The sequence below is a fragment of the Streptomyces sp. H51 genome (assembly GCF_035656535.1).
In the GTDB taxonomy this organism is placed as follows: Bacteria; Actinomycetota; Actinomycetes; order Streptomycetales; family Streptomycetaceae; genus Streptomyces.
This window is the reverse complement of the sequence record NZ_JAYMHD010000067.1, coordinates 84,838-100,000: the sequence shown is the minus strand read 5'-3', so window position 1 is coordinate 100,000 and position 15,163 is coordinate 84,838. Positions and strand designations below refer to the sequence as shown.

The 15,163-nt window shown below is 71.0% G+C and carries 10 protein-coding genes; 5 read left to right on the top strand and 5 right to left on the bottom strand.

All coding sequences use genetic code 11. The annotated features are described in order from the left end of the window. Positions 1-30: 30 nt before the first annotated feature. The 3 genes from VKA29_RS23790 to VKA29_RS23780 form a co-directional block, all read right to left on the bottom strand. The gene (locus VKA29_RS23790) at positions 31-840 is read right to left on the bottom strand and encodes an SAM-dependent methyltransferase (RefSeq protein ID WP_324787982.1); all 810 of its coding nucleotides are present in this window, start codon (positions 838-840) and stop codon (positions 31-33) included. Positions 841-1,025: 185 nt separating this feature from the next. Next, positions 1,026-1,889: a helix-turn-helix transcriptional regulator gene (locus VKA29_RS23785; protein WP_324787981.1), complete on the bottom strand. Its 864-nt coding sequence runs from the start codon at positions 1,887-1,889 to the stop codon at positions 1,026-1,028. A gap of 97 nt (positions 1,890-1,986) precedes the next feature. Beyond that, the gene (locus tag VKA29_RS23780; RefSeq protein ID WP_324787980.1) at positions 1,987-2,823 is read right to left on the bottom strand and encodes a helix-turn-helix transcriptional regulator; all 837 of its coding nucleotides are present in this window, start codon (positions 2,821-2,823) and stop codon (positions 1,987-1,989) included. Positions 2,824-3,173: 350 nt separating this feature from the next. On the opposite strand from VKA29_RS23780, the gene VKA29_RS23775 reads away from it, so the two are divergent. Together VKA29_RS23775 and VKA29_RS23770 are read left to right on the top strand one after the other, a co-directional pair. Continuing rightward, the gene (locus tag VKA29_RS23775; RefSeq protein WP_324787979.1) at positions 3,174-3,479 is read left to right on the top strand and encodes a 4a-hydroxytetrahydrobiopterin dehydratase; all 306 of its coding nucleotides are present in this window, start codon (positions 3,174-3,176) and stop codon (positions 3,477-3,479) included. A 5-nt stretch (positions 3,480-3,484) separates the two neighbouring features. Next, positions 3,485-4,243: a class I SAM-dependent methyltransferase gene (locus VKA29_RS23770; protein WP_324788104.1), complete on the top strand. Its 759-nt coding sequence runs from the start codon at positions 3,485-3,487 to the stop codon at positions 4,241-4,243. A 358-nt stretch (positions 4,244-4,601) separates the two neighbouring features. Here VKA29_RS23770 and VKA29_RS23765 read toward each other — a convergent pair whose 3' ends face one another. Together VKA29_RS23765 and VKA29_RS23760 are read right to left on the bottom strand one after the other, a co-directional pair. Further along, positions 4,602-7,268, bottom strand: a complete 2,667-nt coding sequence (locus VKA29_RS23765) for a cellulose binding domain-containing protein (RefSeq protein WP_324787978.1) — start codon at positions 7,266-7,268, stop codon at positions 4,602-4,604. A gap of 193 nt (positions 7,269-7,461) precedes the next feature. Continuing rightward, the gene (locus VKA29_RS23760; protein WP_324787977.1) at positions 7,462-10,389 is read right to left on the bottom strand and encodes a glycoside hydrolase family 48 protein; all 2,928 of its coding nucleotides are present in this window, start codon (positions 10,387-10,389) and stop codon (positions 7,462-7,464) included. Positions 10,390-10,665: 276 nt separating this feature from the next. On the opposite strand from VKA29_RS23760, the gene VKA29_RS23755 reads away from it, so the two are divergent. The 3 genes from VKA29_RS23755 (at position 10,666) to VKA29_RS23745 (ending at position 15,098) form a co-directional block, all read left to right on the top strand. Further along, positions 10,666-12,147: a cellulose binding domain-containing protein gene (locus tag VKA29_RS23755; RefSeq protein WP_324787976.1), complete on the top strand. Its 1,482-nt coding sequence runs from the start codon at positions 10,666-10,668 to the stop codon at positions 12,145-12,147. A 38-nt stretch (positions 12,148-12,185) separates the two neighbouring features. Continuing rightward, the gene (locus VKA29_RS23750; RefSeq protein WP_324787975.1) at positions 12,186-13,901 is read left to right on the top strand and encodes a glycoside hydrolase family 6 protein; all 1,716 of its coding nucleotides are present in this window, start codon (positions 12,186-12,188) and stop codon (positions 13,899-13,901) included. 279 nt (positions 13,902-14,180) lie between these two features. After that, a complete protein-coding gene (locus VKA29_RS23745; protein WP_324787974.1) occupies positions 14,181-15,098 on the top strand; it encodes a class I SAM-dependent methyltransferase in 918 nt (305 codons plus the stop codon). Positions 15,099-15,163 lie beyond the last annotated feature (65 nt).

Below are 15,163 nucleotides of genomic sequence, written 5' to 3'. Positions count from 1 at the left end.
GGAGAGCACGGCGGGCCCGGCGTGTTCCGGTCAGTTCTTGACGGCGACTCCCGCGTAGACCGGTACGACGCCCTCGGCCTGGGCCGTGACGTCCTCCGGGTCCGGGCGCCAGCCGTAGACGGGGATCACGCCGGGGCCGAGCAGTTCCAGGCCGTCGAAGAAGCGGGAGAACTCCGGCAGCGTGCGCGGGTAGAACGGCGTGCCGCTCCTGCGGAACAGCTCCGCGGCCGCGGCCACGCCGTCCGGGCTGAGGTCCTGGGTGACCTGGGAGAGGATCAGGTGGCTGCCCGGGGCCAGGACGTCGACGTACCGCTGGACGAGGCCGTACACGTCGTCCTCCTCGTCGCCCAGGTAGTGGGTCAGCGCCACCAGGGACAGCGCCACCGGACGGTCGAAGTCCAGCGACTCGCCGGCCAGGCGCAGGATCGTGCCGGGGTCGCGGACATCGGCGTGGACGTAGTCGGTGCTGCCCTCGGGCGTGCCCTGCAGTAACGCCTGGGCGTGCCGCAGCACGATCGGGTCGTTGTCCGCGTACACCACTCTGGTCTCCGGGGCGGCCGCCTGGGCGACCTGGTGCAGGTTGGGCTCGGTGGGGATGCCGGTGCCGATGTCCAGGAACTGGCGGACGCCCGCCTCGGCTGCCGTGCGCACGGCCCGGTGCATGAACCGGCGGTTGGCCCGCGCCCCGCGCACCGCCGTCCCGTCCGCGGCCAGGATCCTGCGGGCCAGTTCCTCGTCCACCGGGTAGTTGTCCTTGCCTCCCAGCCACCAGTCGTACACCCGGGCCGGGTGCGGCCGGCTCGTGTCGATCTGGACGGCGGTGGCGTCGGATCCGGTCATGCGCTCTCTTCTCCTCGGTCTCTCGGAAGGTGCTTCTGCGGTGCTTCTGCGGTGCTTCGGCATTGCTCGGCGGTGCTCGGCGGTGCTTCGGCGTGCTTCGAAGGTGCTTCGGAGGTGCTCGGAACGTGCGTGCTCGGAACGTGCGTGCCGGGAAGGCGCGGCGCGTGATCCGGTGGCGGGACGGCTCAGAAGCTCTCGCGGCATTCCCGCAGGATCTTCTTGGTGCGCTCGGCCGACGCGGCGCGCGCGGTCATGTGGTCCAGGACCTCCAGGTGCGCGGAGACCTCCTTGCGGGAGTCCAGGTACAGCGCGCCGGTGAGGTACTCGGTGAAGACCAGGTCGGGCAGCTCGGGCTGGGCGAACCGGAACAGCGTGAAGGGCGCGACGGTCCCCGGGTGCGGACCGTCGGCGAACTCGGCGACCTGGAGCGTGATCCGGTCGCGTTCCGTGAACTCCAGCAGCTTGTCCAGCTGGTCGCGCATCACCTCGCCGCGGATGCTCACCGGGCGCCGCAGCACCGTCTCGTCCATGATCACCCACAGGTGTGGCGGGTCGGGGCGCTCCAGCAGCCGCTGCCGGGCCATGCGCAGCGACACGTGCCGCTCGACGCCCTCCGGGCCGGTCTGCCCGACCGTACCCGCCTCCATGACGGCGCGCGCGTACTCCGGGGTCTGCAGCAGCCCCGGCACGAAGTGCGGCTCGTAGGTGCGGATGATCCGGGCGGCGCCCTCCAGACTGACGTACAGGCTGAACCACTCCGGCAGGACGTCGTGGAACCGCTGCCACCAGCCCGGCCGGTTCGCCTCCTCGGCCAGCGCGACGAACGTGGCCGCCTCGGCTTCCGGTACGCCGTACGTGGTCAGCAGCACCTGCACGTACGGGATCTTCAGCGCGACCTCGGCCGTCTCCATCCGCCGCACGGTCGCAGGCGCCACCCGCAGGACGCGTGCGGCCTCCTCACGTCTGAGGCCGGCCGCCTCCCGCAGTTCCTGCAGGCGCCTGCCGAGCACCACCTGCCCCACCGTGGGAGCGGGACGCCGCTCACTCACGCCACGCCTCCCCTACGCACCGTCGTCTGCGCGAAGCAGTGTGTCATGTTCCGTCGACACTCTCACAAGATCCGTGAAGATACACATCGGGCTGCCGTCACGCATGAGGCACCGGCGACTGGAGGTACTTGACCGTCGCCGGGTCGGCAGGGAGGAACGTCTCGATGGCCAGCTCGGCGACCGTCACGTCCATGGGCGTGTTGAACGTGGAGATGGACGACACGAAGGACAGCGTCCGGCCGGCGTGCTCGATCACCATCGGCAGCGCGAAGTACGGCACGGATTCCGCCGGTTCCCGGTCCTGCCGGCCCTCCGGCACGGGATACGCCGCCACCTCCTCGTACAGCTCCCGCAGCGGCTCGGAGCGGTCCAGGGCGATCTGCCGCTCCATCTGGGCCAGCAGATGCCCGCGCCACTCGCGCAGGTTGCGGATGCGGGGCGCGAGGCCCTGCGGGTGCAGCGTCAGCCGCATCGCGTTCAGCGGGGGTGTCAGCAGGGCGTCGGGGACGCCCTCCAGCAGCATCATGACGCCCCGGTTGGCCGTGACCACGTCGTACATCGCGTCGACCACCAGTGCCGGATAGGGCTCGTAGCCCTGGATGAGACGCTCCAGGCCCGCGCGCAGGGCGTCCAGCGCGGGCGAGTCCAGCGGGGTCCGCGGGTAGCGGGGGGCGTAACCGGCCGCCAGCAGCAGGGCGTTGCGCTCGCGCACCGGCACCTCCAGGTGCTCGGCCAGCTTCAGCACCATCTCCTCGCTCGGCCTGGAACGGCCCGTCTCGATGAAACTGATGTGCCGGGCGGAGGAGTCGGCGCGCAGCGCCAGCTCAAGCTGGCTGACCCGCCGCCGCTCCCGCCAGGCCCGCAGTAACGGGCCGACGCCCTGTCCGGCGGAGACGGCGGCGGGTGCGGGGCCGCCGGAGGCGAGAATCGTCATACGGACGACCGTAGTCGAAGACGACGACCGACCGGGTCCGCCGGGGTGCGGCCACGGCGACCGGCAACCTCCGCGCGGGCAGCGCGGGTTGTGCCCGCGGGCCCGGTTCGGTGGGCGGGGGGGGGGGGGCCGGGGGGACGGGCACGGGAACCGGTGGCGGTCACGCCGACCGGCCGCCCGTCCACCCGCCGTGCCCGCCGCCCGCAGCCGGCCCGTACAGGGCGGACCGCCGGCCGCGCCGCGGCCGGATGCCTGTGGCTCGAGCTGCCCCGCGCGGTGCTGACCAGGGACGCGGCGGCACAGCTGTGGCAGGCTGGATGGGGCGTACCGGCCCCGGAGAGGAGCGAGTCATGCCCGTCGAACCGCTGTCGCGCACCGAGATCGAGGACCGGCTGGCCGAGCTGCCGGGCTGGGCGGCCGACGGCGACCGCCTGACCCGTTCCTACCGGCTCGGGTCGCATTTCGCGGCCGCCGCCATGGTCGTACACGTCGCCCAGGTGCAGGAGGAACTCGACCACCACTCGGACCTCACCCTCGGCTACCACACCGTCTCGCTGTCCGTGAACACGCACAGCGTCGGCGGGAAGATCACCGAGCTGGACTTCGCGCTCGCGCGGAGGGTGGAGGCGCTCGCGCCCGGGCACGGGGCCAAGTGACGCCCGTGCTCGACTACGACAAGGAAGCCGACGTCTACGACGCCTCCCGCGGCGGTGAGCCGAGGGCCGAGGCCGCCGCGGACGCCGTGCTGGGCCTGCTCCCCGCGCGGGTCGGCCGGCTCCTCGACGTCGGCTGCGGCACCGGCATAGTGACCCGGAGGCTGGCCGCCGCGCTGCCCGCCGCCCGGGTGACCGGCGTCGACCGGACCCGGGGCATGGCCCGGACGGCCGCCGCGCGGCTGCCCGGCGCGGTGCTGCTGGCGGACAGCCGCGCGCTGCCGTTCCCGGACGCCGCCTTCGACGCCGTCACCAGCGTCTGGCTGCTGCACCTCCTCGACGAGCCCGGCGTCCGCGCCGCCGTCGCCGAGTGCGCCCGGGTGCTGCGCCCCGGCGGGGTGTACGTCACCACCGTGGACAAGGCCGCGTCCCACAACGTCGGCAGCGACATCGACGCCGTCCTCGCCGCCCGCCCGCGCACCCCCGCCCGCGACGCCGCCGACCGCGTCGCCCGGCGCGCCGCCGAGCACGGCCTGCTGCCCGCCGGGCAGGCCGGCTTCCCGGGCCGGGGCCAGGGCCGCAGCCCCCGCCGCACCATCGCCGACCTGCGGCGCGGCTGGTTCGTCACGCTGCCGCCCGGCGATCCGCTCACCGAGCGGTTCGCCACCCGGCTCGCCCAGCTGCCCGACCAGGACCGGCCGCGCCCCGACCCCGTGTTCCACCTGCGCGCCTTCAGGAAGCCCGGGAAGCCCGGGAAGCCCGGGTGAAGTCCATCGTCGAGTCGGTCAGCCACGTCCGGCCGCCGTCCACGGAGGACGCCCGCTCCCAGCGGGCGGCGGCGCGGGAGCGGGCCGTACACACGAAACGCACCCGCACGACTCCTACGGCAACCGCGTCGACCGGTTCCTGGCGGGCACCGCCTGCCTGGACGGCTCCCGCCGCTCGCTGATCCCGACCCGCGGCCACCGGGAATCCATCGCGGTGCTCCGGCCTTCGGACCGGAGGCGGGGCGATCCTGTGGTCACGACGCGGTCCGCGCTCGTGAAGACGCGCGCCGCGGCCCACGGTGTACCCGCCGTGAGCGGAGGTGGGTGCGCGCCCGGTGGGTGCGCACCCACCGGCCGGTCAGGCGACCGTGCACTCCTGGTCGCCCAGCTGGAACGAGGCCGGTTCCGTGTTCGAGCCCGACCAGCTCCCGGTGAAGCCGAAGCTCACCGAAGACCCGGCCGCCACATCGGCGTTCCAGGTCACGTTCTTCGCCGTCACCGCGGCGCCGGACTGCGTGAAGCCGGCGTTCCACAGCTGGGAGATCCGCTGGCCGTCCGGGAAGGACCAGCCGAGCGACCAGCCGCTCCAGGCGGTGGACCCCGTGTTGCTCAGTCGCACGTCCGCCTGGAAGCCGCCCGACCACTGATTGGTGATCTTGTACGTCACCGTGCAGGCGCCGGTCGGCGTGGGCGTCGGGTCCGTGCCGCCGCCGCTGTCGCCCCCGCCGGTGTCGGAGGTGTCGCCGTAGATCACCCCGCGCCCGTTCGTCGACACGTACACCCGCCCGTACACCCGCGGGTCGCCGGTGATCGCGGCACCCGTGAAGGCCCACTGGCGGGCGTCGTCGTTGATGCGGGTCCAGCTCGCGCCCGTGTCGGTGGAGCGGAAGATGCCCCGCACGCCGCCGATCTTCGCGCTGGTGTAGAGGGTCTGGTACGACGCTCCCGTCGCCGCCTTGCCGAAACCGATCGTGTCGGCCTGCTCGACGTTCGCCAGCCTGGTGAAGCTCGCCCCGCCGTCGGTGGAGTGCCACAGGCCGTAGGCGCTGCCGCTCGCCCCGCCCGCCAGCCACACGTCGCCCTTCGTGCCGGGCAGCGCCTTGAAGCGGACGCTGTCGCCGCTCGGCAGGCCGCTCGCGGAGGACGCCGTGAAGGTGGCGCCGCCGTCCGTGCTCACGTAGAACTTCCCGGACTTGAAGCCGTAGAAGGTCTTCGGGTCCACCCGGTCGGACTCGACGATCGCGCCCGCCGGGATGCCGCTCGACGCCGACCAGGACGAGCCGAAACCGGTCGTGTACCGCACGCCGGTGCCGTCCGGGCTCCACACGAAGCGGCTGCCGTCGGCCGCCGCCGCGACCGTTCCGCCGCCGCTGACGCCCGAGGGGTCGGTGCCCGCGAACCAGTTGGCGCCGTTGTCCGTCGAGAACGCGACGTGCGGGCCGGAGTCCAGGTTGCCGACGCGCACGACCGTGTCCGGGTTCGTCTCGGCGAAGTCCAGGCTGGTGGTCGTGGTGAAGGTCGGAGAGGTGTACATCGTCGAGGGGACCTTCGTCAGGTCCGTGTGGCGGAAGCCGCCGATGTCACCGAGCGCGCTGAACAACTGGGCGCCGCCCGACGGGGGAGAGGCGAGGTCCTGGACGGCCGTCTCCTCCAGTCCCTGCACCATCGGCTTGACGGTGAACCGGCTTCCGCTGTCCCACTTGGTCAGGTCCTCGGTGCCGTAGACCGTCGCGCCCGTCCCGTACATCATCCGGTCGGAGTCGAACGGGTCGATCTCCAGCGCCTCGGTCATCCAGCCCAGTTTCGGGGTCTGTTCGGGCGGTGAGGGGTTCGCGTTCCAGGTCAGCCACGGGGAGGAGGAGACGTCCATGGTGTAGCGGTTCACCCGGTTCGGGTACGACGTGTAGTCCCACGCCTTCGTCCAGGTCGCGCCGCTGTCCGTGGAGCGGAAGATCTGCGTGTCCGGCCACCACGAGCTGTAGCCCGTCGCCATCACCGTGCCGGGGTGCTGCCGGTCGACGGTCAGCCCGCTGAAGCCGTAGTAGGTGTCCGCCTCGGCGACCGGGCTGATGTCCGTCCAGGTGCCGGTCGCGGTGGCGTACCGCCACAGCCGTCCCTTGCCGCCGTCGTAGGGGCCGCCCGTGTCGCTGTAGGCGAGGTACAGGTAGCCGTTCTCGGCGTCCAGCACGCCCTTGTGCGCGAGGTATCCGGTCGGCTGCCCGGCCGGCCGGGTCCAGGTCGCGCCGGCGTCCGTCGAGCGGTACACCGCGTTGTCCTTGTCGGCGACCCCGACGTAGATCGTCTTCGTCGCGCTGCCGGAGGTGCCGGTGGACTCGTCGAAGGTGACCCAGACGATGCCCTGGTTGTCGGAGGAGTAGCCGGAGGGGTCGCTCGGGTCCTGCGCGTAGTCGCCGGGGTTGGGGAAGGCCGTCACCTGCGACCAGGTCGCTCCCGAGTCCGTCGACCGCCACAGGCCCTTGCCGCTGGGCGCGCCCAGGTACAGCACGCTGTCCTTGTTCGGGTCGATCGCCAGGCGTTCCCCCATGCCCCGGCCGGGCATGTTGCCGCCCAGCTTGAACGGCAGGTCGGTCCTCTGCCAACTGGCCCCCCGGTCGGAGGACCTGAGCACGGCGCCGTTGCCCGGGTCCCAGCTGTTGGTGTACGTGCCGACGGCCGCGTACACCTTGTCCGGGTCGGCGGAGTCCGACGCCAGGCTGACCACGCCGGTGTGCCCCCAGTGGTCCCAGTCGACCGAGTCCAGCAGGGGCGTCCAGGTCTTCGTCGACTGCTGCCAGCGGTAGGCGCCGCCGATGTCGGTGCGGGCGTAGGCCAGGTTCTTCTCGGTGCGGTTGAAGACGATGCCGGGGACGAAGCCGCCGCCGTCGATGCGGGCGTTGTGCCAGCTGTAGGTGTCGGCGGTGAGTGTCGTCTTCGCGGCGCCGCCGGCCGCGAGTGCGGGCGGGGTGCCCGCGAGCAGACCGGCCGCGAGCGCCAGCACGGCCGTGACGATGCGGGTTCTTCGCACGGTGGGGCGTCCTTCCTGAGCGGGGGACAGGGGGGAAACGCGCGAGAGCCGGGCGGCCCCCGGTGCAGGTGGGGGCCGCCCGGCAGGTCGGCCTCGCCGTCAGGTGGCGAGGCCACGCACACGGAGCCTTCAAGCGGTACCGGGGAAGGGCGGCGGTCGCGGTGCCGCCCTTCCCCGGAGCGCTCGGCGGGGGCTATTCGAGAAGCTCCGCGTACGAGCCCATGGCCAGGGCGATGTCCGCCTGGGCCCAGAACCGGTGGTACGTGAAGACGGGCGCGGCTCCGCCCGCGAGGTAGCTCTGGATCTTCGACCAGGCCGGGTCGTTCTTGTAGAACGAACGCAGCGAGGAGAACGTCGACGACGAGTTGATCGTGTCGCCGTTCGGCATCTTGCCGCTCCAGCCGCTCGGGACGTAGACCGTGTCGTTGAAGCGGTTGTAGTCGGCGCGGGTCTCCGGGACGGCGACGCCCAGGTCGTCCTGGTAGTTCGCCCACATGCCGTCCAGCAGTGCCTTCGCCGTCGACTTGGCCGTCGCGTCACCGGACTTGGCGGCGTAGTACGTCAGGGTCTTGGCGTACGCGGCGGCCACACCGACGTCGTCGGTGTAGTCGGCGACGGTGACGTGCAGCGAGCTGTTGGAGCCGGGGCTCGACGCGTTCCAGGTGTCGGGCTGGCCCGACCACTGGAGCGTCGAGGGGATCCGGTAGGTGCCGTCCGGGTTGATCGTGGTCTTCGACAGCGCCCACTTCACCCACTTGTCGAGGACCGCCTTGGCCTTGGCGTCTCCCGTCTGCTGGTAGTACTCGGCGACCCGTTCCATCGACCACGCCTGGAAGCCGAACCACTGGTTGGACGGCGGGTCGTGGTAGACGGGCTGCCAGTCGTAGTACATGCCGTAGAAGGTCGGCGTGCCCGACGGCGGGGTCGCGTACCGGCCCGCCCAGCTGTTGGTCGCGCCGCCCGCGATGGCGCCCTCCGACGACTGCAGCCACTGGTAGAACTCCAGCTGCCGCTGCAGCGACTTGCTCCAGTCAGACGCGCCCGTCGCCGACTTCGGCTTCAGGTTCGCGTAGCTGCTGAGGGCGTACGCGGCGAGCGGGTTCTGGTAGCCGCCGTGGACGTGGCTGGAGCCGATGCGCCAGGCCCAGCCGGCGTTGGTGTCCGTGGCGCCGCCCCACGCGTAGTACCAGGAGAGCAGGTAGTGCGAGGCGTCCTTGCCGGTCCCGGCCGCGCAGCTGGACGGGCCGACACAGTTGCCGATCTTCTTGAAGTACTTGTCGTACATGGCGTAGCGCAGGTAGTCGCCCATCTTGGCGGCCTTGCCGACCGTGGTGGCGACGTCACTGCCCTTGCCCTGCTCCTTCGCCCACACGTCGGCCCAGTAGGCGGCCTGCACCGCACGGGCGTCGGCGTCCGGGGCGTCGGTGTACTTCCACTGCTTGGAGTAGGACGAGTCGCCGGTGAACAGGTCCAGGTAGCCGTTCGTGCCACCGTACTTGAAGGCGTCACAGGTGGGCTGCGGAACCGTCTCCCACACCGACTCCTGCGGACCGCGCTGGAAGGTGTTGATGTACGACGGTCCGGTCGCCGTCGGCCCCGCCTCGCACTTGCCGGGCTCGTTGCCGTAGCCGTAGACGTTGTCGACGTCCTGGATCCAGTGCATGCCGTAGACGTCGTCCGTGCCGTACGCGCTCTTCAGCTCGCTCGCGATCGGGTCCGGACCGACCGACACACCGGTGTCCAGCTTGGCCGGGTACTCGTTCGGGGTGTCCAGCTCCGGCGCGTAGGTGGCCGGCTTGGACGCGTTGTAGAAGGAACTGGTGGGCTGGTCGGCGTGGGTGGGGATCATGTACTTCTCCATGATTCCCCACGCGCCGTTGAACTTCGACCAGTCACCGGTGACCTTGCCGTACATGGCCTGCAGCCACAGCAGGTAGCTGTACGCCTCCGACGTGGTCTCGTGGCCCTGGTCCGGCGCCTCCACGATCAGCGTCTCGACCGAGTGGTACGGGACGCCCTCGGGCGAGAAGTAGCCGTTCGCCGGGTTGGTGATCTTCCCGTAGAGGTCCAGGAAGCGGGCGTCGTACGCCTTGGAGGCGGCCAGCTCGGTGACGGTGACGGTGGCCTTGGAGTGGCCGGTCGCCGTCGACTCGAAGGTCGCCGAGCCGGTGCCGGAGGAGTCGGCGGTGACGGTCACCTGCTGCGCGGTGTTCCAGTTGGACGGCGTGAAGGTGAGGGTCGTCCCGCCGGACACCGTCAGGCCGGAGTTGCCGCTCGCGCGGGCCGTCGTCACGGTGACGTCGGAGGAGGGCTGGGTGGACAGCTTCACCTCGTAGGTGCCGGACTTGCCCTGCTGGACGCCGAGTTGGGTCGGCGAGGCGACCACCGCGGGACCGGAGGCGACGGTGATGCCGACCGGCGTGGAGTCGGCGGACGCGCCCAGGCTGTCGTACGCCTTCGCCACCAGAGAATGACTGCCCACGGTCAAACCAGAGGCCGAGAAGGTGAACGGCGAGCTGGTGTCGGTGCCCAGCAGCGTCGTGTCGTCGTAGAACTCGACCTTGCTGATCGTCGCGTTGTCGGCGGCAGCGGCGGTGGCCGCGAGCGGGACCGCGTCACCCTGCGTGTAGACGGCGCCCGCGGTGGGGCTGGTCAGCACGGTGACCGGCGGCTGGTGGGCGCCGGCGCAGGTGGTGCCGTTGATCGCGAAACTCGTGGGCGCGGTGTTGGTGCCGCTGTAGGCGAACTGCGCGCCGGTGGAGACGGCGGCGCCGGCGGCCACCTTCCCGTTGTACCCGGCGTCCTTCACCGTGATCTGCTGACCCGACTGGGACCAGGTGCCGCTCCAGCCGTTGCTGAGCTTCTGGTTGCCTGAGTAGGAGTACGTCAGTGTCCAGCCGTCGATGGCGTCCGTACCGCGGTTGGTGATCGTCAGGTCCGCGGTGAAGCCGGAGCCCCAGTCGTTCGTCCTGTAGTCGACGCTGCACTGAAGTGCCGCCGCGTGGGCGGTCGTCGAGCCCGTCGACAGCATGGCCAACGGGAGCGCGAGGGCCGCCAGGGCGGCGGTCCACAGGCGCCGCGGTCCCGTCCATGCGGCGCGGCGTCTGCGTCTGGAATGCATGTGCCGGTTCCTCCTTGCGGCTCGGAGAAAGTGGGGGAGGAGCAACAAGCCTTGAACCAGTGGGAGCGCTCCCATAGTGGGTACGAGCCCAGGGGCGGTCAAGATGTTCGAAGAGTCGAAAAGATTCGACGAGTCTGTGACAAGGACAAGTCAACAAAGTTTCTGTCACCCTCTGTTCAGCTCGGTCACTTGGCGCTAGCTTCTTGGGCACCAGTGGGAGCGATTCCATCAGTCGACGCGCCGGTTGCGGTGCGCCTGATCTGCAAGGAGTCGCTCATGCGACACCCCCCGCGTTCAGCACTTTTAGCCATTGCCGGCGCGACCGCCCTCCTCGGGGCGATCACCGTGCCGGCCGTGACGGCGCAGGGAGCCACGCCCGCGTGCACGGTGGAGTACTCCGTCACCAGCCAGTGGGCGGACGGCTTCCAGGGCGCTGTGAAGATCACCAACAACTCGGCCGCGCTGAGCAGCTGGAGCCTCGGCTTCGACTTCTCCGGCGGACAGAAGGTCACCCAGGGCTGGAACGCCAAGTGGTCCCAGTCCGGTACCGAGGTGACCGCTGCCAACGAGAGCTGGAACGGCTCCCTGGCCACCGGCGCGAGCGTCAGCGCCGGGTTCATCGCCTCGTGGTCGGGGAACAACGCCGCGCCGGCGTCGTTCACGCTCAACGGCACCACCTGCAACGTCGACGCCGAGCCGTCGCCGACGCCCACGCCGAGCGACCCGCCCGGCACGGGCAGCGGTACGGCGCCCGCCCTGCACGTCTCGGGCAACAAGCTCGTGGACGCGGGGGGAACGAATCACCGGCTGCTCGGTGTGAACCGGTCCGGTGGCGAGTTCATGTGCGTGCAGGGCTACGGCATCTGGGACGGTCCCGTCGACGACGCCGCGGTCGAGGCGATCGCGGACTGGAAGGCCGACACGGTCCGCATTCCTCTCAACGAGGAGTGCTGGCTGGGCCTTTCCAACATCAAGCCCGAGTACGGCGGAAGCAATTACGTGGGCGCCGTCAAGGACCTGGTGGCCCGTGTCGAGGCGCACGGCATGACGCCGATCGTCGAACTGCACTGGAGCCACGGCCAGTACACCGGCAATTCGGCCGGCTGCTCCGACGTGCACGCCACCTGCCAGAAGCCGATGCCGGACATGCAGTACTCGCCGTCGTTCTGGTCCTCGGTGGCGAGCACCTTCAAGGACGATCCGGCCGTCGCCTTCGACCTGTTCAACGAGCCCTATCCGGACCGTGCGACCTCCACGACCACCCAGGCGTGGCAGTGCTGGCGGGACGGCGGCAACTGCCCCGGCATCGGTTACGAGGTCGCCGGCATGCAGGACCTCGTCGACGCCGTCCGGGCCACCGGCGCGAAGAACGTCGTCCTGGCCGGCGGGCTCGCGTACTCCAACGACCTGAGCCAGTGGCTGACGTACAGGCCCAGCGACCCCACGGGCAATCTCGTCGCCGCCTATCACGTCTACAACTTCAACACCTGCTCGAACGAAAGCTGCTGGAACTCCACGCTCGCCCCGGTGGCGGCCCAGGTGCCGCTGGTGGCCGGGGAGATCGGTGAGAACACCTGCTCGCACTCCTTCGTCGACCAGGTCATGAAGTGGTTCGACGACCGGGGTCTCTCCTACCTCGGTTGGACCTGGAACACCTGGGACTGCTCCTCCGGTCCCTCCCTCATCTCCGCCTACGACGGCACCCCCACGTCGTACGGCGCGGGGCTGCGCGACCACCTGCGCGCGCTGAACGGTTGATCCCCCGACAGAACCGACAGAACAGGAAACCCGCCTTCATGAGCCGCACGAGAACATCGATACTCGCCGCCCTGGCGCTGGTCGCCGGGACGGCCGGGACGGCGACGGCCGTCGTCCCGGCGGACGCCGGCCTGTCCGCCGTCCCCTGCACCGTCGACTACACGGTGCAGAACCAGTGGGACACCGGCTTCACCGCCGCCGTGACGGTGACGAACAACGGCGCCGCCAAGAGCGCCTGGTCGTTGAAATGGTCCTACGCCGGCAACCAGAAGATCACCAATTACTGGAACGCCAAGGTCAGCCAGAGCGGCACCGCCGTGACGGCGAACAACGAGTCCTACAACGGGACGCTGGCGACCGGCGGTTCGGCCGGCTTCGGGTTCCAGGGCTCCTACAGCGGCACCAACGCGCTGCCGACCACGTTCACCCTCGACGGCGTGACCTGCAACGTCGACGACGGAAGCGGCGGCGGTGACGGTGGCGGCGGCACCGACCCGAGCGGCCGCGTCGACAACCCCTACGCCGGCGCCAAGGTGTACGTGAACCCGGAGTGGTCCGCGCACGCCGCGGCCGAACCGGGCGGCAGCCGCGTCTCCAACCAGCCGACCGGCGTGTGGCTCGACCGCATCGCCGCGATCAACGGGGTCAACGGCGGCATGGGCCTGCGCGACCACCTCGACGCGGCCCTCGCGCAGAAGGGCAGCAACGAAGAGGTCGTCCAGCTGGTCATCTACGACCTGCCCGGCCGTGACTGCTCCGCCCTCGCCTCCAACGGCGAACTCGGCCCGACGGAGATCGACAAGTACAAGACGCAGTTCATCGACCCGATCGCGGCCATCCTGGCCGACCCGAAGTACTCCTCGCTGCGGATCGTCACCACCGTCGAGATCGACTCGCTGCCCAACCTCGTCACCAACACCGGCAGCCGGGCCACCGCCACCCCCAACTGCGACACCATGCTGGCCAACGGCAACTACGTGAAGGGCGTCGGCTACGCGCTGGCCAAGCTCGGCGCGGTCCCGAACGTCTACAACTACCTCGACGCCGGCCACCACGGCTGGCTCGGCTGGGACGACAACTTCGGCCCCACCGCCACCCTGTTCAAGCAGGCGGCCACCAGCGAGGGCGCGACCGTCGACGACGTGCACGGCTTCATCACCAACACGGCCAACTACAGCGCCCTGAAGGAGAACAACTTCACCATCAACGACTCGGTGAACGGGACCTCCGTGCGCCAGTCGAAGTGGGTCGACTGGAACCGCTACGTCGACGAGCTGTCCTACGCCCAGGCCTTCCGCAACCAGCTGGTCTCGGTCGGCTTCAACTCCGGCATCGGCATGCTGATCGACACCTCCCGCAACGGCTGGGGCGGCACCGCCCGGCCCACCGCGGCGGGTCCGACGACCAGCGTCGACGCCTATGTCGACGGCGGCCGCTACGACCGCCGTATCCACGTCGGCAACTGGTGCAACCAGGCCGGCGCCGGCCTCGGTGAGCGCCCGCAGGCCAGCCCCGCCGCCGGGATCGACGCCTACGTCTGGATGAAGCCCCCGGGCGAGTCCGACGGCTCCAGCAGCGCCATCGCGAACGACGAGGGCAAGGGCTTCGACCGCATGTGCGACCCGACCTACACGGGCAACGCCCGCAACGGCAACAGCATGTCGGGCGCCCTGCCCAACGCGCCGCTGTCCGGGCACTGGTTCTCGGCCCAGTTCCAGCAGCTGATGCAGAACGCCTACCCGCCGCTGCCGTAGCACGGCAGCGCGGTGGCGCCGTAGCGCGGTGACCGGTCGGTGAACCACGTCCCGGCCGGTCACCGGTGATCCGCCGGGGCCGCCCCTCCTGGGCCGGACCCCCGGCGGATCGCGAACTTCGCCACCGATGACGTCGTCCATCGGCTCGCGCGGGACCGCGTCCCGCGCATCTCGTTCCTTTGCCGCGCCCGCAACTTTTTGCCGCGCCCGCAACAGAAGTGGCCCCGTCCGGTGCGCCGGAGCACGCTGGCGGCATCCCAGGACGAGAGGCTGACGACCATGGCACACCCGGAACACGGCCACCACGCACACGACGGCGGCCACGACCACGGCCACCCCGCCCACGGGCACCACACGGACATCGACTGGGCCGAGATGGCCCCGTTCCTCGAGGCCCAGGCCGAACTGTTCACCCCCCTGTACGAGCAGGCGCTCTTCTGGCTCGGCAAGGAGGTGACCGAGCCGGGTCTGATCGTCGACGCGGGCAGCGGCCCCGGAGTCGTCTCCTGCCTGTTCGCCGAGACGTTCACCGGCGCGCGCGTGCTGGCCGTCGACGGCTCCGAGCCGCTCCTGGAACGCGCCCGGGGCCGTGCCGCCCGGCTCGGGTACGCCGACCGGTTCGACACCCTTGCCGGTGAACTCCCCGACGTCCTGGACGAGTCGGACTACCCGGCCGACCTGCTGTGGGCGGGCCGCAGCCTGCACCACCTGGGCGACCAGCGCGCCGCCCTCGCCGCCTTCGCGCGTCGGCTGGCGCCCGGTGGCACGCTCGCGATCATGGAAGGCGGGCTGCCGCCCCGGTACCTGCCGCGCGACCTCGGATTCGGGCGCCCGGATCTCCAGACCCGGCTGGACGCCCTGGAGGCCGAGCGGTTCACCCGGATGCGGGCCGATCTGCCCGGCTCCGTCGACGAGGTGGAGGACTGGCCGGCCCTGCTGACCGGCGCGGGCCTGACGCACGCCCGCACCCGCAGCTTCCTCCTCGACCTGCCCGCACCGGCCCCCGACCGGGCCCGGGCCTACATCGCCGCGAGCCTGTCCCGGCTGCGGGAGGCGTTCGCCGACGCCCTGGACGCCGACGACCGCGCCACCCTCGACCGTCTCCTCGACCCCGACGACCGGGCGAGCGTGCACCACCGCCCGGACGTGTTCGTGCTGGCCGCCCACACGGTGCACGCCGCCGTCCGCGCCGGATGAACCGCGCCGGATGAACCGCGCCGGATGAACCGCGCCGGATGAACCGCGCCGGATGAACCGCGCCG

Bases quoted from the DNA above. Each gene is read 5' to 3' on its own strand.
- VKA29_RS23790 (WP_324787982.1), bottom strand. From the start codon at position 840: ATGACCGGATCCGACGCCACCGCCGTCCAGATCGACACGAGCCGGCCG.
- VKA29_RS23780 (WP_324787980.1), bottom strand. From the start codon at position 2,823: ATGACGATTCTCGCCTCCGGCGGCCCCGCACCCGCCGCCGTCTCCGCC.
- VKA29_RS23775 (WP_324787979.1), top strand. From the start codon at position 3,174: ATGCCCGTCGAACCGCTGTCGCGCACCGAGATCGAGGACCGGCTGGCC.
- VKA29_RS23760 (WP_324787977.1), bottom strand. From the start codon at position 10,389: ATGCATTCCAGACGCAGACGCCGCGCCGCATGGACGGGACCGCGGCGC.
- VKA29_RS23755 (WP_324787976.1), top strand. From the start codon at position 10,666: ATGCGACACCCCCCGCGTTCAGCACTTTTAGCCATTGCCGGCGCGACC.
- VKA29_RS23750 (WP_324787975.1), top strand. From the start codon at position 12,186: ATGAGCCGCACGAGAACATCGATACTCGCCGCCCTGGCGCTGGTCGCC.
- VKA29_RS23745 (WP_324787974.1), top strand. From the start codon at position 14,181: ATGGCACACCCGGAACACGGCCACCACGCACACGACGGCGGCCACGAC.